General features: G+C 71.1%; 21 protein-coding genes, 1 tRNA gene and 2 pseudogenes. 16 read left to right on the forward strand and 8 right to left on the reverse strand.

The features are described from left to right. Positions 1 to 86: 86 nt before the first annotated feature. The 12 genes and pseudogenes from ACIQPQ_RS32200 to ACIQPQ_RS32255 all read left to right on the forward strand — a co-directional run. Positions 87 to 932 carry a helix-turn-helix domain-containing protein gene (locus tag ACIQPQ_RS32200; protein WP_401310987.1) on the forward strand — a complete coding sequence of 282 codons (846 nt, stop codon included), beginning with the start codon at positions 87 to 89 and terminating at the stop codon, positions 930 to 932. Between the two features lie 95 nt (positions 933 to 1,027). Next, positions 1,028 to 1,432 carry an ATP-binding protein gene (locus ACIQPQ_RS32205; RefSeq protein ID WP_401310990.1) on the forward strand — a complete coding sequence of 135 codons (405 nt, stop codon included), beginning with the start codon at positions 1,028 to 1,030 and terminating at the stop codon, positions 1,430 to 1,432. Positions 1,433 to 1,604: 172 nt separating this feature from the next. Next, entirely contained in the window at positions 1,605 to 2,459 is an 855-nt protein-coding gene (locus ACIQPQ_RS32210) for a sigma-70 family RNA polymerase sigma factor (protein ID WP_401310993.1), read from the forward strand. Further along, a complete protein-coding gene (locus ACIQPQ_RS32215; protein ID WP_401310996.1) occupies positions 2,456 to 3,289 on the forward strand; it encodes an integrase in 834 nt (277 codons plus the stop codon). Before ACIQPQ_RS32210 ends, ACIQPQ_RS32215 begins: the two co-directional genes overlap by 4 nt. Before the next feature lie 220 nt (positions 3,290 to 3,509). Then, the gene (locus ACIQPQ_RS32220) at positions 3,510 to 3,857 is read left to right on the forward strand and encodes a hypothetical protein (RefSeq protein WP_085212119.1); all 348 of its coding nucleotides are present in this window, start codon (positions 3,510 to 3,512) and stop codon (positions 3,855 to 3,857) included. A gap of 5 nt (positions 3,858 to 3,862) precedes the next feature. Then, positions 3,863 to 5,242 carry an FtsK/SpoIIIE domain-containing protein gene (locus ACIQPQ_RS32225; protein WP_401310999.1) on the forward strand — a complete coding sequence of 460 codons (1,380 nt, stop codon included), beginning with the start codon at positions 3,863 to 3,865 and terminating at the stop codon, positions 5,240 to 5,242. Between the two features lie 88 nt (positions 5,243 to 5,330). Beyond that, positions 5,331 to 6,056, forward strand: a complete 726-nt coding sequence (locus tag ACIQPQ_RS32230) for a DUF2637 domain-containing protein (protein WP_401311002.1) — start codon at positions 5,331 to 5,333, stop codon at positions 6,054 to 6,056. 12 nt (positions 6,057 to 6,068) lie between these two features. Beyond that, a complete protein-coding gene (locus tag ACIQPQ_RS32235) occupies positions 6,069 to 6,248 on the forward strand; it encodes a mobile element transfer protein (RefSeq protein ID WP_085212113.1) in 180 nt (59 codons plus the stop codon). A gap of 15 nt (positions 6,249 to 6,263) precedes the next feature. Next, the gene (locus ACIQPQ_RS32240) at positions 6,264 to 6,419 is read left to right on the forward strand and encodes a hypothetical protein (RefSeq protein ID WP_179165911.1); all 156 of its coding nucleotides are present in this window, start codon (positions 6,264 to 6,266) and stop codon (positions 6,417 to 6,419) included. A gap of 37 nt (positions 6,420 to 6,456) precedes the next feature. Continuing rightward, positions 6,457 to 6,765 (forward strand): SpdD protein, encoded by a 309-nt coding sequence (locus ACIQPQ_RS32245; protein ID WP_401311007.1) that lies wholly within the window; start codon positions 6,457 to 6,459, stop codon positions 6,763 to 6,765. Positions 6,766 to 7,006: 241 nt separating this feature from the next. Then, positions 7,007 to 7,087, forward strand: a pseudogene (locus tag ACIQPQ_RS32250) (hypothetical protein); the annotation flags it as partial. A 28-nt stretch (positions 7,088 to 7,115) separates the two neighbouring features. After that, positions 7,116 to 7,358 (forward strand): annotated as a pseudogene (locus tag ACIQPQ_RS32255) (tyrosine-type recombinase/integrase); the annotation flags it as partial. Between the two features lie 116 nt (positions 7,359 to 7,474). On the opposite strand, the gene ACIQPQ_RS32260 reads toward ACIQPQ_RS32255, so the two are convergent. The 3 genes from ACIQPQ_RS32260 to ACIQPQ_RS32270 form a co-directional block, all read right to left on the reverse strand. Continuing rightward, a tRNA-Pro gene (locus ACIQPQ_RS32260) sits at positions 7,475 to 7,548 on the reverse strand. A gap of 41 nt (positions 7,549 to 7,589) precedes the next feature. Further along, a complete protein-coding gene (locus tag ACIQPQ_RS32265; protein WP_401311010.1) occupies positions 7,590 to 8,381 on the reverse strand; it encodes a Pr6Pr family membrane protein in 792 nt (263 codons plus the stop codon). A 93-nt stretch (positions 8,382 to 8,474) separates the two neighbouring features. After that, positions 8,475 to 9,404 carry a metallophosphoesterase gene (locus tag ACIQPQ_RS32270; RefSeq protein WP_383771905.1) on the reverse strand — a complete coding sequence of 310 codons (930 nt, stop codon included), beginning with the start codon at positions 9,402 to 9,404 and terminating at the stop codon, positions 8,475 to 8,477. A 142-nt stretch (positions 9,405 to 9,546) separates the two neighbouring features. On the opposite strand from ACIQPQ_RS32270, the gene ACIQPQ_RS32275 reads away from it, so the two are divergent. Then, the gene (locus tag ACIQPQ_RS32275; protein ID WP_401311013.1) at positions 9,547 to 10,011 is read left to right on the forward strand and encodes a GatB/YqeY domain-containing protein; all 465 of its coding nucleotides are present in this window, start codon (positions 9,547 to 9,549) and stop codon (positions 10,009 to 10,011) included. A gap of 298 nt (positions 10,012 to 10,309) precedes the next feature. Here the strand turns inward: ACIQPQ_RS32275 and ACIQPQ_RS32280 are convergent, their stop codons facing one another. The 3 genes from ACIQPQ_RS32280 to ACIQPQ_RS32290 form a co-directional block, all read right to left on the reverse strand. Next, the gene (locus ACIQPQ_RS32280; RefSeq protein ID WP_401311016.1) at positions 10,310 to 10,564 is read right to left on the reverse strand and encodes a LuxR C-terminal-related transcriptional regulator; all 255 of its coding nucleotides are present in this window, start codon (positions 10,562 to 10,564) and stop codon (positions 10,310 to 10,312) included. Between the two features lie 215 nt (positions 10,565 to 10,779). Next, a complete protein-coding gene (locus ACIQPQ_RS32285; RefSeq protein ID WP_401311019.1) occupies positions 10,780 to 11,286 on the reverse strand; it encodes a hypothetical protein in 507 nt (168 codons plus the stop codon). A 226-nt stretch (positions 11,287 to 11,512) separates the two neighbouring features. Further along, entirely contained in the window at positions 11,513 to 13,825 is a 2,313-nt protein-coding gene (locus ACIQPQ_RS32290) for a transglycosylase domain-containing protein (protein WP_401311022.1), read from the reverse strand. A 633-nt stretch (positions 13,826 to 14,458) separates the two neighbouring features. Between ACIQPQ_RS32290 and wblA the strand changes: the two genes are divergently transcribed. Then, entirely contained in the window at positions 14,459 to 14,797 is a 339-nt protein-coding gene (wblA, locus tag ACIQPQ_RS32295; RefSeq protein WP_383772153.1) for a transcriptional regulator WblA, read from the forward strand. Between the two features lie 108 nt (positions 14,798 to 14,905). Here the strand turns inward: wblA and ACIQPQ_RS32300 are convergent, their stop codons facing one another. Both ACIQPQ_RS32300 and ACIQPQ_RS32305 read right to left on the reverse strand, forming a co-directional pair. Further along, positions 14,906 to 16,453, reverse strand: a complete 1,548-nt coding sequence (locus tag ACIQPQ_RS32300; protein WP_401311025.1) for an ArsA-related P-loop ATPase — start codon at positions 16,451 to 16,453, stop codon at positions 14,906 to 14,908. Beyond that, the gene (locus ACIQPQ_RS32305) at positions 16,450 to 17,430 is read right to left on the reverse strand and encodes an ArsA family ATPase (protein WP_383771913.1); all 981 of its coding nucleotides are present in this window, start codon (positions 17,428 to 17,430) and stop codon (positions 16,450 to 16,452) included. Before ACIQPQ_RS32305 ends, ACIQPQ_RS32300 begins: the two co-directional genes overlap by 4 nt. 163 nt (positions 17,431 to 17,593) lie before the next feature. On the opposite strand from ACIQPQ_RS32305, the gene ACIQPQ_RS32310 reads away from it, so the two are divergent. Both ACIQPQ_RS32310 and ACIQPQ_RS32315 read left to right on the forward strand, forming a co-directional pair. Beyond that, complete coding sequence (locus ACIQPQ_RS32310; protein WP_020129281.1) at positions 17,594 to 17,752, forward strand: DUF4177 domain-containing protein; 159 nt, start codon at positions 17,594 to 17,596, stop codon at positions 17,750 to 17,752. Continuing rightward, positions 17,749 to 18,213 carry a RidA family protein gene (locus tag ACIQPQ_RS32315; RefSeq protein WP_383771915.1) on the forward strand — a complete coding sequence of 155 codons (465 nt, stop codon included), beginning with the start codon at positions 17,749 to 17,751 and terminating at the stop codon, positions 18,211 to 18,213. The genes ACIQPQ_RS32310 and ACIQPQ_RS32315 overlap by 4 nt, the downstream gene beginning before the upstream one ends. Positions 18,214 to 18,344 lie beyond the last annotated feature (131 nt).

Consider the following 18,344-nt stretch of genomic DNA (forward strand, 5'->3'; position numbering starts at 1 on the left):
TTGAATCACGGGCCCGAAGCCTGCTCTTGGCGTTGGCCGACTCCCGCGATCCGGGGTCGGGCGCCCCGGTGGTGTAGAACGCTGGCATGGGGAGTGAGCGGCGGGAGCGGATGAGGGCGCTGGGTGTGCGTCTTCGGGGGCTTCGGGTTGAGGCGGGTTTGACGGGTGCGGTGCTGGCGGAGCGGGCCGGGGTCGGTCAGCCCACCGTGTCGAAGGTGGAGAACGGGCGCATGGTGCCCAGCCCCGACGTCCTGGGGCGCCTCTGTGACGGCCTGGGCCTCGACGCCCCGACCGTCCGCGAGGTGCGGGACCTCCTGATCGCTGTAGAAACCGCCGCGCCGGACACCCCCAACACCGCTACCCCCGCCGGGACCCTGCTCGATGACGCCGTACGCACCGCCCGCCTCGTCCGCTCGTTCCAGTGCGTCGTTCTCCCCGCCATGCTCCAGAGCGCCGAGTACGCCCGCCACGCCTTCCAGAGCGCACCCGGCGTCACCCCGGAAGCCGTCGGCCGGGCCGTCGCCACCCGCGTCGAGCGGCAGAGCGTGCTCTACGAGCCGGGCCGCGAGTCCGTGTTCGTGCTCACCGAGGGCGTCCTCCGTACCTGGCCGGGCACACCCTCCCTGATGCTCGCCCAGCTCGATCGCCTGCTCGCCGTCGAAAGCCTGAGCACCGTCCGCCTCGGCGTCATCCCCTGGACGCGCCCCGTACCCGCCCTACCGCGCCACGGCTTCACCCTCCTCGACCGCACCGCCGTCGCCGTCGAGACCCTCCGGGACGAACGAGTCCTGGACGACCCGGCCGAAGTCGTCGTCTACGAGGACACGTTCACCTGCTTCGAGGAAGCCGCCGACTTCGGGGCAGAAGCCCGTGAGCTGGTACTCGGTGTGATGAAGGACTTCCGGAATCTGGACGAGAGCACCACTCGTTAGAGGAATAATTCTCTTCGATACCTAGTCTGGCGCCTGACTCCGTCATACTCTGCTCACTGCATCGTCTAGCCCCCTAGACGCGGAGGAGAGAGTGCATGTCCGCAAAGTGGTCCCGCATCTTCCCTGGTCAGGCCTGGCAGGTGGCTCAAGCGCGCCACTACGTCGCCGGTCTGCTGGAGGGCGAACATCCGGGCCTGATCAATGACGCCGTGCTCGTCGTGGGAGAACTGGCGGCCAACGCCGTACGGCACACCCGGAGCGGTTGGTACCGGGGCTGGTTCCTGGTGATCGTCGGGTTCAACGACGAACTGATCCGTATCCAGGTGATCGACCAGGGAGGCGACACGGAACCCCGGCTCCGCGAGCACGTCTCCGCGGTGGAAGAGGGCGGGCGCGGCCTCAGCATGGTGGCCGCCAGCGCCAAGGACTGGGGCGTGAAGAACCTGGCCAAGGGAGAGTGCTCGGTCTGGGCCGACCTGCCCCGCGTGCCCGCCGGATGATCCGCACCGCAGTGCCGCCCCATCCTGTGCGCCACGGGGTCCGACGGTGAGCCCCAGAGGCGTCCCGAGACGGCGAGCCACCTTCTACGTCATCGGCGTCCGTTCGGGTCGGCGGCTCGCGCCCGTTCTGTCTAGAGCCCTAGACTCCTGGGTGATCCTAGGAGGAGAGGTCATGTCGGACGAGTTGCGGCGCATCATGGCGATCGATGACCCGTATCAACTCCTGCGGGAGGTCACGACCCGGCTGGCCGACGCGCAGCAGGAGGTCACGGAACTCGCGCGGCTGCGCCGCCGCGTCGTCCAGGACCTCCACGCGCAGGGCCTCTCGTACGCGCAGATCGCCACCGAGGCCGGACTCAGCCGCGGGCGCATCCACCAGATCCGCCACACCGGTCCGGCCCCGGAAGGCGCCTTCCTCGGGCGCGGCGCCGTCACCGTCGCCACCCCGCTCCGCCGGGACGACGAACGTGGGCGCACCGTCGTCGCCGTGGACGACGTCAGCTCCGGCAAGCGGCTGGAGGACCTGGCACGGTCCTACGGTCTCGACGTCACCTCCGAGCACGTCCCCGTGGCCGGTGACATCGACCTGAACCGGGACGGCCTGGTCGTCGTCTGCGGCCCGCGCATGTCCCAGCAGATGTGGGACACGTACGGCCAGGACCCGGTTCTGCACTGGGAGCGCGCCGAGGACGGTAACTGGACGATTCTCGACCGACGGACCGGTACGGCCCATCGCTCCGGGCAGGACAGCGACCCGGCGCGCCCGTACGACGTCGGCTATGTCGGCAGGCTCCTACGGCCCGACAGCCGGGGCTCGTTGCTCGCCATCGCCGGTATCCACACGCAAGGCTCACTCGGCGTCGTCCAGTTGCTCGCCTCCGACCTGAACTCGCTGTGGGGGCAGGTCGGTGAGCACCGGTTCTCGGCACTCGTCGGAGTCGAGTACGACCCCGAGACGAGCGAGCCGCGCTCCGTCGAACTGCTCACCCCCCTCTACCGGCACGACGACGAAGAGCCGGACGCGTGAGCGTCACCCTCGACTCGCAACCCGGCCAACCCGACCAACCCGGCCGGGGCAACGAGGACTTCGCCGCCGTCGCTCCCGGTGCTGCCGTGCTCCTGGACGGCGCCGGCGTCGCGGGCGCGGAGACCGGATGCACGCACGGTGTCGCCTGGTTCTCCGCGACCCTCGGCGGCCTGCTGCTGAGCGCCGTCACGGCGCACCCCGTACGGCCGTTGGCGGACTGCCTCGCCGACGCGATGACCGGCGTCAGAGCCCTGCACGGCGGCACGTGCGACCTGGTCCACCGGGCCAGTCCCACCAGTACGGTCGTCGCCGTCCGCGTCGGCGCGGACGCTGTCGAGTACCTGGTTCTCGGGGACTCGACGCTCCTCCTGGCGGACGGGGACGGCAAGGTCACCGCCGTCACTGACCGGCGCCTGGACGACGTCGGCAAGCGCCTGCGCGGACCGGTCGACGCCCTCCCGACCGGCACCCCCGAGCACGCCCGCGCCCTGGCCGAGTACCGCGAGGCCCTCACCGGTCTGCGCAACCGGCCCGACGGGTTCTGGATCGCCGGACCCGACCCCCGCGCCGCCGAACACGCCCTCACCGGCACCGCCCCCCGGACCTCGCTGGCTTCCGTCTCCCTGCTGAGCGACGGCGCCACACGACACGTGGACCGCTTCGAACTCGACTCGTGGGAAGGGTTGTTGAGCGTCCTCGACGCATCCGGGCCCGCGGAAGTCGTTCAGCGCGTACGTGCCGCCGAGGACGGCGACCCCGAGGGCCGACGCTGGCCACGCGGCAAGGCACACGACGACGCCACCGCCGTGCACTGGACGCTGACGACCTAGCCGAAGCGGCCCCGCCCTCCGCCCCCTCCGGCCCGGCCCTCGGCCAGACCGCGACACGCTCGTTTACCCCCCTAGACAGTTGATGGGTCGTCGGCTTACTGTTCCGTCAACCCCCCTAGACAGTTCAGGGCGGGCCGCCCCCTTGCTGTCTAGGGGGGTATCCAGTTCGTTCGCGTCGGCGGTGCGAGCCGCCCGCCACCACTCAGTGAGGTCAACTGCCATGCGAGTCATCCCCGTAGACGTCTCGGCCGCCACGCTGCTCGTCACGAAGCTGCCCGAGGTGAAGGTGAAGGACCGGCAGACCGGTGAGGTCGCCGTGGACCCGGTGACGAACGCGCGGCTCATGGTGCTGGAGCTGGTGTTCATCGCGCAGGGCGGGTCGGACATGATCAAGGTGACCGTTCCGGAGCCCGGCATCGGTGAGGGCCTGGTGATGGGCGCCCCCGTCGTGCTGTCCGGTCTCGTCGCCCGGCCGTGGGAGAGCGAGTTCGGCGGCCGAATGCGGCACGGCATCGCCTACCGGGCCGACGCCGTCATGGTCAACGTGCCTGCCCCGGCCCAGGGTTGAGCGCCATGACCGACGCCGTGTGGACCCTGACGCTCCTCCTGGTGGCAGTCGCCGCGCTGCTCATGCTCCGCCGCCGGGTGCCGGTCGCGTTCTGGTGGCTCGTCGGCTATCCGATCGTCGCCGTGCGTGTCCTGGCCACCTACCGGACCACGATGGACGCCTGCGGGCTGACGGTGCCCGCCTCCGCCGTACGCCGTGCCACGGCCCGGCTCGTCGGGCGGGAGGCCGCGCCCGTGCCGCCGCGCCGGTCGCTGCCGCTGCCCACCGGGTTCGGCCTGGTGATGAGGCTCCGGATGGCGACCGGTCAGGCCCCGGAGGACTTCCTCGCCTCCGCCGATCGGTTGCGGCACGCGTGGGCCGCGCACGCCGTGCACATCCGCCCCACCCGCCCCGGCTGGCTCGAACTGCGCCTGATCGGCTGGGACGTGCTCGCGGACGTACGACGGCCCCGGCGCCGAGACGAAGGCGGCCCGCTGTCCCTTCCCCTTGCCCTGCGGGACGACGGGCGGTGGCACGTACGGGACTTCCGTACCGTGCCGCATGAATTGATCCTCGGCGCCACGCAGTCCGGCAAGTCGGTCTACCTGCGCAACCTGCTGTGTGGCCTCGCCCGTCGGCCGGTCGTCCTCGTCGGGATCGACTGCAAGTGGGGTGTCGAACTGGCCCCGTTCGCACCCCGGTTGTCGGCGCTCGCGGACAGTCCCGACCGGGCGAACGAACTCCTCGACGCCCTGTTGGACGAGATGGAGGCGCGGTTCCGGCTGATCGGCCTGACGTCGGTGTCCGGGCCGGACGCCGTACTCACCTCGGACGTGTGGGGCCTGCCCGAGAGCACCCGGCCGGTGCCGGTCGTGGTCGTCGTGGACGAGGTCGCGGAACTCTTCCTCGCCGCGAGCCGCGACGACGAGAAGCGCCGGGACGCCATGGTCACCAAACTCATCCGGATCGCGCAGCTTGGCCGCGCGGCCGGCATCTACCTGGAGGTGTGCGGGCAGCGCTTCGGCTCCGAACTCGGCAAGGGCGCCACCATGCTCCGCGCCCAGCTCACGGGCCGCGTCTGCCACCGCGTCAACGACGAGTCGTCCGCGAACATGGCCCTGGCCGACATCTCCCCGGAGGCGGCCCTCGCCGCCACCGGCATTCCGGCCGACCGGCCCGGCGTCGCCATCGTCGGTGACGCGTCCGGCGGTTGGTCCCGCGCCCGCTCCCCGCACCTCACCCTCGACGACGCGGCGGCCGTCTGCCGCGCCACCGCCGCACTCGCACCGCACCTCCCGCGCCTCGACGCCTTCCGCCCGGCTACGTCAACCACCGCCCCGGTTGAGTCCACCGGACCCTCGGGCCTGGCCACCGCACCGCCCGCGCCCCGCCCGGCGACCGAGTAGCCCGAGTTCCCGCCCCACCCGGTCGGCGTGACCGCCTCGCGCCACGTCCCTACCCCTCCCATGCCTCACACCGGAAGGAGACGCACCGATGCGCGCCCACCTCGCCCGCCTCGACGCCGTGATCGTGCAAGCCGTCATCGCGGGCGCCCTGTCCTTCTCCCACCTGCACGACCTCGCGGAAGCCGCGGGACAGGGCGGCTGGAAGGCGTGGGCCTACCCGGTCAGCGTCGACCTCCTGTTGGTCGCCGCCTGGCGCCGGATGCGCGAACAGCAGCGCGCCGGACACCCCGCCGGGGGACCGAGGCTCTGGTTCCTGATCGCGCTGGCCGCCTCCCTCGGCGCCAACGTCGCCACCGCCGGACTCCTCGACCTGGACGCCGTCCCCGCACCCCTCCGGGTGATCGTGGCGGGCTGGCCCGCTGTCGCCTTCTTCGGCGGCACGCTCCTGGCCCACACACCCCGCGCGACGGACGGGCGTACGGCGGTACCGGCGACCGAGGACACCGCTCCTGATCCGACCCCCGGCCCTGCCCCAGTCCCGGCCTACGTACCACCTGCTGACCCGACCCCCGAACTCCCCGCCGCGCAGGGCCCGCAGGAGTCCACCCCGTCCACCTCGACCACTACGACAGCCCCCGCCCCTGCCGCTCCTGCCACCCCTGTCCCGCCCCTCCCGCCCGCCCTCGTGGACCGCGTCCGCGCCCTGGCGGCAGAGCACCGCGCCACCACCGGCCGGGCCGCCGACCCCGACGCCGTACGTGTTCGGCTCGGCCTGCCCCCGTCCATGACGCCGTCCGTCGCCGCCCACCTCTGAGAAGGGACCCCCATGACCCCGCGCTTCCGCGACGTCCGCCGTATCGGCCCCGTCCAGGTCGCCACCTTCCTCGCCCGTGGCCGCACCCGCCACCTGGCCGCCTGCACGGCGCCCCGCTGCGACTTCGCCGCCGAGTACGACAGCCGCGCCGCCGCCGAACTTGCCGCCCGCACCCACCGCTGCAAGGCCTGACAGGAGGTCCCCGCCATGACCGTCCCGCTCTGGTTCGCCGTCCTCGTCGTCGCCGTCCTCGGCATCCAACTGGCCCGCCCACCGTGGTGGTTGGTCGTGCTGCTCCTCCTCGGCGGCTACCTCGTCGCCCACAGCGTCCTCGCCCCCGCCGTCGCCACGCTCCTCGACTGACCCCGCCCCGGCCCGCCAACCAGAAGGGATCGCCCGCATGTTCACCCCGAAGTACCCGACCCCGGACACCGCGCCCGCCACCCCCGCGCCGTACGTCCCGCCCGTCCACATGCCGGTCCCGTACGCCCCGGCCCCGGTCCAGCCCCACCACTCCTCGCCCTCGAACCGCCCGACCGTCCAGCTCACGCCCGGCAGCACGCTCACCCTGGCCGCCTCCGGTGGCGCCCTGGTGCTCGTCGTCGGCGCCGTCCTGGTCTCCATGCTGCTGGCCGTCGCGGTCACCGCCTCGTCCGTCGCCGTCTGCGCGGTCGTCGTCCGCTCGGTCCTCAAGAGCGACCGCCGCTGAATCCCCGTTCCCGGCGCCTCGGCCTGCCCATGCTGTCTAGCCCCCTGGACGGGTAGTCCGGGGTCCGGTCCTTGAACTCCCCTCGCACTCCCCTCGGCCAAGGAGAACCCCGCCCATGAGCACCAAGGCTCCCGCCCCTGGAGCCGTCCGCCACCTGTCCGCCCTTGCCCGCCACGGCGGCGACCTGAGCGGCTACGCCCGCCAGATCCAGCGTCTCGGCGGCTGCGAGCGCCCTGTGCGGATGGAGGGTCACCGCCTGGACGTCCACGCCGCGACCGGCGAGATCGTCCGCGAGATCACCGACTCCGCCCTCCCGGCCGGTCAGCTCCTCATCCGCTGCAACAACCGCCGTGCGACGCGCTGTTCGGCCTGCGCCCCTCGACGCGGCCGAGTGGACGCCTCGGGAGCTGCGGCACAGTTTCGTGTCCCTGCTGTCCGACCGCGGCGTTCCGCTGGAGGAGATCTCCCGGCTCGTCGGTCACTCCGGAACGGCCGTCACCGAGGAGGTCTACCGCAAGCAGATCCGGCCCGTGATCCAGACCGGCGCAGTGGTCATGGACGGCATCTTCGGCCTGCAGGAACGGCGGCCCTAGACACTCAGCAGGTGCTCGGGACGCACCCCGTTTCGATAGTCACGCAGTTAGACACGCGGCAACGCCAGAGGGCCCTCACCGACTCGGTAAGGGCCCTCTGATCTGCTATCTAGCTGTCGGGGTGGCGGGATTTGAACCCACGACCTCTTCGTCCCGAACGAAGCGCGCTGCCAAGCTGCGCCACACCCCGATGTCGCTGCTGTACTGCCTGTCGCGGCGACGTCGTTTACTTTAGCCCACCGGTGGCTGGAGACGAAATCCGGTTTTGGCGCGGGCGCGGACCGGGTTCGGGCGGGCGTGGTCGAGGGCGACCAGGAGGACGGCGAGGGCGTAGAAGGCCAGGCCGAGCAGGAGTGCGTTGGCGAGGACGTGCTTGTAGCCGTGGGCCGCTGTGTCGAGAAAAGGGTAGAGGGAGCGGCCCGGTGTGCCGGGGGTCAGGAGTTCGGCGCGGGTGAGGAGGAAGGCGAGGTAGGCGATCGGGTAGATCAGCCAGGTCGCCGCGCGGCGGAGGCGCATGCGGCCCGGTGGGGTCAGCAGGAGCCAGTCGGCCACCGCGAGGGCGGGGACGACCGTGTGGAGGAGGTGGCCGGCCACCGCGTGCCATCCGGACGGTGCCGCGCCGCCCGTCGTGGTCAGCGAGAACGACGGCGTCCGGTCGGCCAGCAGCACGTGGTAGACCACGGCCGTCATCACGGCGTAGAGCAGGGTCGCGCCGGTCAGGGCGGAGGGGACCGGGCGGCGGGCCGTCCAGGCGCGGCGGGCCGACACGACGGTGACGAGGGCCAGCAGGGCCGCGCTCTGCACCGCGAAGTGGCTCAGCACGCGGGCCAGCTCGCCGAGCAGTACGGCGAGGGTCACGGACCCCGCCGCCGTCGCGGCGATGAGCAGCCGGAGGACGGCGGTGAGCGGGCGGCGGACCGGGGTCACGACCGCCGAGGCGGGGACGTAGGAGGGCAGGAGCGTGTGGTGGGTCCGCGGGATCGCCGGCAGGTCGGGGATGTCCCTCGGTATCGGGGCGGTCATGCCCCTCACGCTAGGAATACGGGGTGATTCGGGCTATGTGGGTGGGCCGTTCGGGGGATCGACCGCCCACAGAGCCGCCGTCGCCCGTAGGGGCTACTCCTCCCGCTCGACCAGCGTCAGCAGCGTCACCTCCGGCGGGCACGCGAACCGTACGGGCGTGTAGCGGTTCGCGCCGCAGCCCGCCGAGACGTGGAGGTACGACGTACGGCCGCCCGACGTGTGGGTCGACAGGCCCTTCACGCGGTCGGTGTCGAGGTCGCAGTTGGTGACCAGCGCGCCGTAGAAGGGGATGCACAGCTGGCCGCCGTGGGTGTGACCGGCCAGCGTCAGGCCGTAGCCGTCGGCCGTGAAGGCGTCCAGGACGCGCAGGTACGGCGCGTGCACCACGCCCATCGAGAAGTCCGCCGACTCCGACGGGCCGCCCGCCACCTCCGCGTACCGGTCCCGCTTGATGTGCGGGTCGTCCAGGCCCGTCAGCTCCACCGACACGCCCTCGATCTTGAGCGTGCCGCGCGTGTTGGTGAGGTTCAGCCAGCCCGCGCCGTCGAACCCGTCCCGCAGGTCCTCCCACGGGTTGTGGACGACGCCGACGGCCGGGGCGTTGCCGTTCAGGCCGTGCTTGCCCTGCGCCTTCTCCAGCAGGTAGCGGGCCGGGTTGCGCAGCTTGGGGCCGTAGTAGTCGTTGGAGCCGAAGACGTACGCGCCGGGGAACTCCAGCAGCGGGCCGAGCGCGTCGAGGACCTCCGGGACGCCCTCCGGGTCGGAGAGGTTGTCGCCGGTGTTGATCACGAAGTCGGGGCGGAGCCCGGCCAGCGAGCGCAGCCAGCGCTGCTTCTTGCGCTGCCCGCCGACCATGTGGATGTCGGACACCTGCAACACGCGCAGGGGCCGCATCCCGGCCGGGAGGACGGGGACCGTCACCCGGCGGAGCCGGAAGGAGCGGGCCTCGAAACCCGCCGCGTACACCACACCGGCGGCGCCAGCCGCCGCGATGGACAGGGGTACCGCATATCGCGCGCGCATACGACCATCGTGTCAGACGGCCGCGCCCCGACGGACCCCGAGGTGCCCCGGAGCCTTCCCCGGTACGACCCTCAAGTGCCCCTGACGCGGGACCCCTTAAATGGAGGGGCGGCCTGCCGCGCGCACCTGCGACAATCGAGTCATGACCACCCTCAAGGCCAAGCTCCACGATGACCTGAACGCCGCGATCAAGCAGCGCGACGAGCTGCGCTCCTCGACGCTCCGGCTGACGCTCGCCGCGATCACCAAGGAGGAGGTCGCCGGCAAGGAGAAGCGCGAGCTCTCCGACGACGAGGTCCTCAAGGTGATCACCAAGGAGGCGAAGAAGCGCCGCGAGGCCGCGGACGCCTTCGCCCAGGGCGGTCGCGCCGAGTCGGCCGAGCGCGAGACGGCGGAGGGCGAGATCCTCGCCGCGTACCTGCCGAAGCAGCTCGGCGACGACGAGCTGCACGCCATCGTGGCGCAGGCCGTCGAGGAGGCGAAGGCGGCCGGTGCGGAGGGGCCGCGCGCCATGGGCGCCGTCATGAAGATCGTGAACCCGAAGGTGGCCGGTCAGGCGGAGGGCGGCCGGGTCGCCGCGGTGGTGAAGAGGCTGCTGGCGGGCTGAACCGCTCGGCTGTCAGCCGACCCCGGAGGTCGGCGACCGGCGAACCGGCGATCACCGAAGCGGTGACCAGTTACCAGTGGCCGGCCGCTGGGACGCGGCCACTACCTCGACCAACGGAACGTCAACCAACTGCACGCGGACGGACTGAACGTCGACCAACCGTGCGCCGACGGAATGACGTCGACGACCTGCCGACCGACCGACAACCTGGGCCGACTGCGGCCGACCCGCTGATCCGCGGATCACGCCGGGAGGTCGGGGTCGGCTCCGGTGCCCCGGAGGGGCATGGTCGGCCCGGTCAGCGCCCCGCCGATCCCCTGGTGTTCTCGTCCAGCAGCCCCAGCTCCTGGGCGCGGGCGCCGAGGGCGACCCGTCCGTTGGCCTGGAGGTGTTCCATCAGGCGCTGCACTTTGCGCTGGATCGTGCGGTGCCCCACACCGAGGTGACGGGCGATCGACGCATCACTCAAACCGCTGTACAGGTGACGCAATATTCTGCGGTCATTGTCATCCAGTTGGGGTGCGTTTTTCTTCCACGTCGGTGTGGTGCTCACTTCGCTCTCCCCCGTGCATGTTTCTCCATTTCCGTATCCGCATTTTAGAAAACAATTCGCGCCACGAACAGTCGGATAATTTTGGCAAAGGACGGCAAAGAGGGGCGGATGGGGCGACGCAATTGCGTCACCCCATCCGCCCCTCTTTGTTGCCCGTGCTCCGCCGGGCTCGGTACCGCTCCGGCGTCGTCGGCGCCGTTCGGTGCCGGGACGGCTCAGTACCAAGGAGTGCACTTCTGTACGTTCGACGGCGTGTCGACGCAGGCGCGCGTCATGTGTGTCGACGGGTTGTAGTACATCGGGGTGCGGGTCACGTAGGTGTTGGCCGTTCCCGCCACCTTCGTGGACCAGCCCGACGTACCGCCCGACTTCGCGCCCAGCCGCCAGTAGCAGGTGGACTGGTCCTTGGTGCAGCGCTGGACGTACACGGTCCAGTCGCTCGCGTTCGACCCGCTGACGTACTGCAGGCGGGCCCAGCTGTACTGGTCTCCGTCCGTCTTGCCCCAGCGCAGCTCGTAGCTGAACGAGTTGCCCAGGTCGTAAGGGCCGTGCGGGCTGACCGGCCCGGACTGCCAGCTCTGGACGTTGGGATCGTGGCCGTCGCAGCTGAAGTTGTCGCAGGCGAGCGCGGCGGCCGAGGCCGTACCGGACGACATCGTGGCGAGGGCGACGGAACTGAGCAGCACGCCGAGCGTGGCACCGATGCGGCGGCGAGTCTTCACTTTTCCTCCAGGGGCCAGAAGAAGTCAATGAGTGGCGAAATAGGCACCTCGTGTGAGGTCGAATGCAATATTTCACGTGCCTGGTGTGTGATGCACTCGATCTGGCTGGCGTAATTGCGCCGGATGCCTCGTGCGGAATTCCGGCCAAGGCCTGTCGGCCCGAAAGACCAAAAAGGATCGGTCCGCCCGAGCGGACCGATCCTTTTTCAAAGGGAAGGGCGGGGTCTCAGCCCCGCTGGCCTCCGTTCCCGTTGCCTCCGTCCTGCCCCTGGAAGAACCCCTCGGGGAGGGTGAAGCCCGGGTTCGGAGAGCCGGTGCCCCCCGCGCCGCCGTTCCCGCCGGTCAGGCCGCCGAGGAGGCCTCCGTCACCGTTGTTCCCACCACCGTTGTTCCCGTCGTCGCGGTTCCCGTCGTCCTGGTTCCCCGTGCCGCCGCTGTCCCGGTCGCCCTTCTCCGCGGGCGGGTCCGGGATCGTGACCAGTTCGAAGTCCGGAGCGGGCTTTCCTTCGAGCGCGCCGCTCATCATGTCCCGCCAGATCGGGCCCGGCGTGTCACCGCCGTAGACCTTCGCGTGCGGGACACCGCCGATGGTGATGTCGATCATGCGGCGCTTGTGAGCAGGGTCACCGACCCAGACCGCACCCGCCATGTTGGGGGTGTAGCCGACGAACCAGGCCGCGTAACGGCTGTCCGTCGTACCGGTCTTGCCGGCGCTCGGCCGGCTGCCGAGGCCCGCCTGCTGGCCGGTACCGTCCTCGACCACGCCCTTCAGCAGCGTGCTGACGGTGTCGGCGGTGGTCTCCGACATCGCCCGCGAGCAGGTCGACTTGGGCACCTCCAGCGACTTCTTCTGGTTGTTGACGGTCTGGGTGATCGACTCGATGGCGACCGGGGTGCAGTACATGCCGCGCGACGCGAAGGTCGCGTACGCGTTCGCCATCGCCAGCGGGGACATCTCCTGGGTACCCAGCGCGATGGACGGGGCCTGGGTGATCTTGCGGCCGTCCGCCCGGCTCGCACCCATCTTCTCAGCCATCTCGACGACCGGGCAGATACCGATGTCGCTGATCAGCTGCACGTAGTAGGTGTTGACCGACTTCGCGGTCGCTTCCTTCATCGCGTACGGGCCGCGCTCCGACTCGTTCTCGTTGGTCAGCTCGGCGGGATTGTTGGGGTCGTTGCGCCAGGTCTTGTTGCCGCAGATCGACACCGGACTCGGGTAGTCCATCTCGTACGGCGACGAGAACTGCTTGGTCGCCGGGGTGCCGCCCTCTATGGCTGCGGCGGCCACGATCGGCTTGAACGTCGACCCCGGCTGGTAGCCGACGCCGCCGCCCATGCTCTGGTCCACGGAGAGATTGATCGTGGTCTGGTGGTCCTTGGAGTCGAGACCGTACGGCCTCGACTGGCCCATGGCCAGAATCTTGCCGGTGCCGGGCTGGACGACGGTGGCGGCGGTCGCCACTTCGTCTTTCTTGTAAACGTGCTTCTTGATGGACGCCTGGGCCGCCTTCTGCGCCTGCGGATCCAGTGTCGTGCGGATCGTCAGACCGCCCTGGTTCCAGATCTTCGCGCGGTCCTTGCTGGTCTTGCCGAAGACCGGGTCGTTCAGGAACACCTTGCGCACGTAGTCGCAGAAGAAGCTGGCGCCCTTCGTGGCGGTGATGCAGCCGTTCTTCGGCTGGGTGACCTTGAGGCCGAGCGGGGCCGCCTTCGCCTTGTCGGCCTCCGCCTGGGAGACGTCGCCGACCTCGGCCATCCGCTCCAGCACGACATTGCGGCGCTTGACGGCCTCGGCCTCGTCGTTCACCGGGTCGTAGCGGCTCGGGGACTGGACGATGCCGGCGAGCAGGGCCGCCTCGGGCAGGGTGAGGTCCTTGGCGGACTTGGAGAAGTAGCGGTGGGCCGCGGCCTCGACGCCGTACGCCTGCTGTCCGAAGAACGTGATGTTGAGGTAGTTCTCCAGGATCTTCTTCTTGCCCAGCTCCTCCTCGACCTGGATCGCGTACTTCAGTTCGCGGATCTTGCGGCCGATGGTCTGCTGGGTGGCCTGCGCGACCTTGGTCGGGTCGTCGCCCGCCTCCTCGACGAAGACGTTCTTCACGTACTGCTGGGTGAGCGTCGACGCGCCCTGCGCGACCCCGCCGCTCTGCGCGTTCTGGTTCACGGCGCGCAGCACGCCCTTGAGGTCGACCGCCCCGTGCTGGTAGAAGCGCGAGTCCTCGATCGCGACGATCGCCTTCTGCATGTACGGCGAGATGTTCTTGAGGTCGACGACCGTGCGGTCCCGCGAGTAGACCGAGGCGATCTGGGAGCCTTCGGCGTCGAGGATCGTGGTGCGCTGGCTCAGCGGCGGCGTCTTGAGGTTGGCGGGGAGTTCGTCGAAGGATTCCACCGACCCCTTCGCGGCCAGGCCCAGCGCGCCGACCGCGGGCAGGGCGATGCCGGCCAGCACGGCTCCCGCGAGCACGCTGACACCGAGGAACTTGGCGGCCTGCTGCGTCGCCGTCAGACCACCGTCGGAGCGCTTCTTTGGCATGGGGGCAGCCTAATCCGTACTGATGAGCGTTCCGGCGGAGCGGGGCCCCGCGGGGTGTTCGGGTGCGGGATCGTGACAAAAGACAGCAGGTGCGGGCGGGTGCCGGTCCCGGTGCGGGCAGGTGCGGGCGCGTGTGCGCGGCGGTCGGTGGGGCCCTGGTCGCGCCGCCGCCGGAGCCCGCGCGCGACCGCGGGCACGGCTGCGCCGACGCGGCGGCGCGCCGAGCGGACCTGCCGACGTCGCCATTCGCCGGACACACGTCAATGCCTTGGCCTAAGCTGCTCTCAACTGTCACAGCAGCAGGGCTACGTATCAATACGTCCGGCGACCCCGAATAGTTCCGGAAGTTCCTCTGTTTTCTGATGAGGGCGTGCCCGAGTTCGCCTCATGTGTCATCAGGCGTCCGTTGTGACTCAAGGAAACTGTCCCTATTTGCAGGGGATAGTCGTGCATGTCGCAGGCTCACTCCCCCGGGTGATCTGCCGCTTACGCATAGTCCGTTCGGGCCATTCAAGATTGGGCCCGAAGGGGGTGTTGCGCTGTGCCCACCTTCCGTAACGTCCTCAACTGGCGGCGGTGAATATGCCGCTGCCGCCGTGGGGGAGCCTCGATTCGGGAGAGGACGGCGCCGGTATGGGCTGGGTAACCGACTGGAGTGCGCAGGCCGCCTGCCGCACTACTGATCCGGATGAACTGTTCGTTCAGGGAGCAGCGCAGAACAGGGCCAAGGCGGTGTGCACCGGATGCCCGGTGCGGACCGAATGCCTGGCGGACGCGCTGGACAACCGCGTCGAGTTCGGCGTGTGGGGAGGCATGACGGAGCGCGAGCGGCGCGCCCTGCTGCGCAGGCGGCCGACCGTGACGTCCTGGCGCAGGCTGCTGGAGACCGCGCGCTCGGAGTACGAGCGCGGCTCGGGAATCCTGCCGCTCGACGACGACCAGGTGTACGAGAACTACGCGGCGGTGGGCTGAGCCCACCCGGGTGGCCAGCCACCCCGGTGGACGGCCCGCTCATCGGGCGGGCCGCCGGTCACACCTGCGCCACGGGTCCGCCTCGTGCGGCTACGTGGGCTGCGGGGGCTACGCGGTGGGCAGTTCTGTCGTCGGCAGCTCCGGCCGGTCGGTCGCGAGCCGGTCGCCGATGTCGCGCAGGCCCACCAGGTCGTGGACGTCGCCGGGCAGCGCGCCGACCTCGGCCACGGCCACCTCGGGGTGGCGTGCCGTGAAGCGGTCGCGCGTGCGCTGTTCGCGCGCGAGCAGATGCATCCGGTCGGCGTGCAGTCTCAGCAGTCCGGCCGTGAGCCGGTCGGCCGCCGCTTCGGTGTCCGTCCGCGCGTCCGAAGCGGAGGAGTCCGCTCGCCCGGCGTCCGGCCGTCCAGCAGCTGACCCTCCAGGGTCGGACGCGGGAGACCCGGGGCCGGAGGGGTCGGCGTCCGGCAGATCGTCCGCCGGTTCGGCGTCCGGGCCGGTGGGGGAGCCGCCCTCGGAACGCGCCGCCGTGCCGGACGCGGAAGTGTCGGACGCCCCGGAGCCGGGCGTCGAAGTCTCGTACGTGTCGGGAGAGTTACGAAGTCCAGCTTTCCCGCCGTCCTGATCCACAATGCGGGGCTCTTCAAGATTTTCGGCGGCGGCGAGCGCCCGCTCGGCGGACAGCTGGGCGGCACCGCTGCCGTGGACCCGGTTGAGCACCAGCCCGGCCAGCGGCATGTCCTCGGCGGCCAGCCGCTCCACGAAGTACGCCGCCTCGCGCAGCGCGTCCCGCTCGGGCGCCGCCACCACCAGGAACGCCGTCCCGGGCGCCTGGAGCAGCTTGTACGTGGCGTCGGCGCGGGTGCGGAAACCGCCGAAGGTGGTGTCCATCGCGGAGACGAACGTCTGGACGTCCTTGAGGAGTTGACCGCCGAGCAGCTTGCCGAGCGTGCCGGTCATCATCGACATCCCGACGTTCAGGAACTTCATGCCCGCCCGGCCGCCCAGCTTCGCCGGGGCCGTCAGCAGCCGGATCAGCCGCCCGTCGAGGAACGACCCCAGCCGCTTCGGCGCGTCCAGGAAGTCCAGCGCGGACCGGGACGGCGGGGTGTCGACGACGATCAGGTCCCACTCGTCGCGCGCCCGCAGCTGGCCCAGCTTCTCCATCGCCATGTACTCCTGCGTGCCGGCGAAGCCCGCGGAGAGCGACTGGTAGAAGGGGTTCGCCAGGATCGCGGCCGCCCGTTCGCGGTCCGCGTGCGCCTCGACGACCTCGTCGAAGGTGCGCTTCATGTCGAGCATCATCGCGTGCAGCTCGCCGTCGCCCTCGACGCCCTTCACCCGGCGCGGGGTGTTGTCGAGGGAGTCGATGCCCATCGACTGGGCGAGGCGGCGCGCGGGGTCGATGGTCAGCACGACCACCTTGCGGCCGCGCTCGGCCGCCCGCAGCCCCAGGGCCGCGGCCGTCGTCGTCTTGCCGACGCCGCCCGAACCGCAGCACACCACGATCCGGGTGCCCGGATCGTCGAGCAGCAGGTCCACGTCCAGCGCGCGCGTGGGGGAGATACGGCGGCCGCCCTGCGCCGCCGACCCGGCTCCCGCCGACGCCTCGTCCGCCTTCCCTCGCGCCCCCGGCCGCTGCGCCTTGTCCGGACTCATGACGGCATCCCCTGCTTCCGCAGTTCGGTGGCGAGTTCGTAGAGGCCCGCGAGGTCCATGCCCTCCGCGAGCAGCGGCAGTTCGTGCGTCGGCAGGCCCAGCTCGCCCAGGACGGCCCGCTGGTCCTGCTCCAGCGCGTACCGCTCGGCGTACTGCCCCGCCTGGTCCAGCAGCGGGTCCACGAGCCGCTCGGCGTGCCCGCCGCGCCGTGCCCCGCCGAGCCCGGCCGCGGACAGCGACTTGGCGACGGCCGACCGGGGCACCGAGCGGACCAGGTCCAGCCCGTCCCCGTCCAGCACCTCCGGCCGGACCATGTTGACCACGACCCGGCCCACCGGCAGGTGCGCCGCCCGGAGTTCGGCGATGCCGTCGGCGGTCTCCTGGACCGGCATCTCCTCCAGCAGCGTCACCAGGTGGACGGCCGTCTGGGGGGACTTCAGCACCCGCATCACGGCCTGCGCCTGATTGTGTATCGGGCCGATCCTGGCCAGCCCCGCCACCTCGTCGTTCACGTTCAGGAAGCGGGTGACGCGGCCCGTCGGCGGGGCGTCCATCACCACGTGGTCGTAGCGGAACCGGCCGTCCTTGTCCCTGCGGCGCACCGCCTCGCAGGCCTTGCCGGTGAGGAGGACGTCGCGGAGGCCGGGCGCGATCGTGGTGGCGAAGTCGATCGCGCCGAGCTTCTTCAGCGCCCGGCCCGCGCCGCCCAGCTTGTAGAACATCTGGAGGTAGTCCAGCAGGGCCAGCTCGGGGTCGATCGCCAGCGCGTACACCTCCCCGCCCCCGGGAGCGACGGCGATCTTCCGCTCCTCGTATGGCAGCACCTCCGTCTCGAAGAGCTGCGCGATGCCCTGGCGTCCCTCGACCTCGACGAGAAGCGTCCGCTTCCCCTCGGTCGCGAGAGCCAACGCGAGAGCGGCGGCGACCGTGGTCTTTCCGGTCCCGCCCTTGCCGCTGACGACCTGGAGCCTGCTCACGTCTTCGAGCGTAACCAGTCCGCGCCCGAGCCAATCCGCAGGCTGTGGACAACCGGCCCCGCGAGGCTGTACGAACCCTGTGGACAACCGGCCCCCGGCTGCCCCTGCGGCCCCCGCCCGGCCTGGCACGGAACCCGCTCTCCCCAGCCGCTACAGTCGCCCCATGACCAAGTGGGAATACGCAACCGTGCCGCTTCTCGTCCACGCGACGAAGCAGATTCTGGACACCTGGGGCGAGGACGGCTGGGAGCTCGTCCAGGTCGTCCCCGGGCCGAACAACCCCGAGCAGCTCGTCGCCTACCTGAAGCGGGCCAAGGCGTGAGCGCGGTCGAGGCGCGCCTCGCCGAACTGGGTCTCACCCTGCCCGCCGTCGTCCCGCCGCTGGCCTCCTACCAGCCCGCCGTGCGGACCGGCCCGTACGTCTACACCGCCGGGCAGCTGCCCATGGTCGACGGCAAGCTGCCCGTCACCGGCAAGGTCGGCGCCGAGGTCACGCCCGAGGAGGCGAAGGACCTCGCGCGCGTGTGCGCGCTGAACGCCCTCGCCGCCGTCAAGTCGGTCGCGGGCGACCTGGACCGCGTCGCGCGCGTCGTGAAGGTCGTCGGCTTCGTCGCGTCGGCCCCGGACTTCACCGGTCAGCCCGCCGTCCTCAACGGCGCGAGCGAGCTGCTGGGCGAGGTCCTCGGCGAGAAGGGCGTCCACGCCCGCAGCGCCGTCGGCGTCGCCGTGCTGCCCCTGGACGCGCCCGTCGAGGTCGAGATCCAGGTCGAGCTGGCGGAGTAACCGCCGACCCGCGCGCGTGGACCCCGGCCACGGGGGAGCGCGTGCGGGTCGATGCCGCGCGCGTGGGCCGTCGGCGTACGACGACTGCGCGCGCCCTGCCGTTCGGGGCCGGTGTCCGCGCCGGTCAGGGC

It is taken from the genome of Streptomyces sp. NPDC091281 (assembly GCF_044757425.1).
In the GTDB taxonomy this organism is placed as follows: domain Bacteria; phylum Actinomycetota; class Actinomycetes; order Streptomycetales; family Streptomycetaceae; genus Streptomyces.

What these genes read in the sequence shown, in the direction of transcription:
- ACIQPQ_RS32200 (WP_401310987.1), top strand. Translation starts at nt 87, where the DNA reads ATGGGGAGTGAGCGGCGGGAGCGGATGAGGGCGCTGGGTGTGCGTCTT.
- ACIQPQ_RS32205 (WP_401310990.1), top strand. Translation starts at nt 1,028, where the DNA reads ATGTCCGCAAAGTGGTCCCGCATCTTCCCTGGTCAGGCCTGGCAGGTG.
- ACIQPQ_RS32210 (WP_401310993.1), top strand. Translation starts at nt 1,605, where the DNA reads ATGTCGGACGAGTTGCGGCGCATCATGGCGATCGATGACCCGTATCAA.
- ACIQPQ_RS32220 (WP_085212119.1), top strand. Translation starts at nt 3,510, where the DNA reads ATGCGAGTCATCCCCGTAGACGTCTCGGCCGCCACGCTGCTCGTCACG.
- ACIQPQ_RS32225 (WP_401310999.1), top strand. Translation starts at nt 3,863, where the DNA reads ATGACCGACGCCGTGTGGACCCTGACGCTCCTCCTGGTGGCAGTCGCC.
- ACIQPQ_RS32230 (WP_401311002.1), top strand. Translation starts at nt 5,331, where the DNA reads ATGCGCGCCCACCTCGCCCGCCTCGACGCCGTGATCGTGCAAGCCGTC.
- ACIQPQ_RS32235 (WP_085212113.1), top strand. Translation starts at nt 6,069, where the DNA reads ATGACCCCGCGCTTCCGCGACGTCCGCCGTATCGGCCCCGTCCAGGTC.
- ACIQPQ_RS32240 (WP_179165911.1), top strand. Translation starts at nt 6,264, where the DNA reads ATGACCGTCCCGCTCTGGTTCGCCGTCCTCGTCGTCGCCGTCCTCGGC.
- ACIQPQ_RS32245 (WP_401311007.1), top strand. Translation starts at nt 6,457, where the DNA reads ATGTTCACCCCGAAGTACCCGACCCCGGACACCGCGCCCGCCACCCCC.
- ACIQPQ_RS32265 (WP_401311010.1), bottom strand. Translation starts at nt 8,381, where the DNA reads ATGACCGCCCCGATACCGAGGGACATCCCCGACCTGCCGGCGATCCCG.
- ACIQPQ_RS32270 (WP_383771905.1), bottom strand. Translation starts at nt 9,404, where the DNA reads ATGCGCGCGCGATATGCGGTACCCCTGTCCATCGCGGCGGCTGGCGCC.
- ACIQPQ_RS32275 (WP_401311013.1), top strand. Translation starts at nt 9,547, where the DNA reads ATGACCACCCTCAAGGCCAAGCTCCACGATGACCTGAACGCCGCGATC.
- ACIQPQ_RS32290 (WP_401311022.1), bottom strand. Translation starts at nt 13,825, where the DNA reads ATGCCAAAGAAGCGCTCCGACGGTGGTCTGACGGCGACGCAGCAGGCC.
- wblA (WP_383772153.1), top strand. Translation starts at nt 14,459, where the DNA reads ATGGGCTGGGTAACCGACTGGAGTGCGCAGGCCGCCTGCCGCACTACT.
- ACIQPQ_RS32300 (WP_401311025.1), bottom strand. Translation starts at nt 16,453, where the DNA reads ATGAGTCCGGACAAGGCGCAGCGGCCGGGGGCGCGAGGGAAGGCGGAC.
- ACIQPQ_RS32310 (WP_020129281.1), top strand. Translation starts at nt 17,594, where the DNA reads ATGACCAAGTGGGAATACGCAACCGTGCCGCTTCTCGTCCACGCGACG.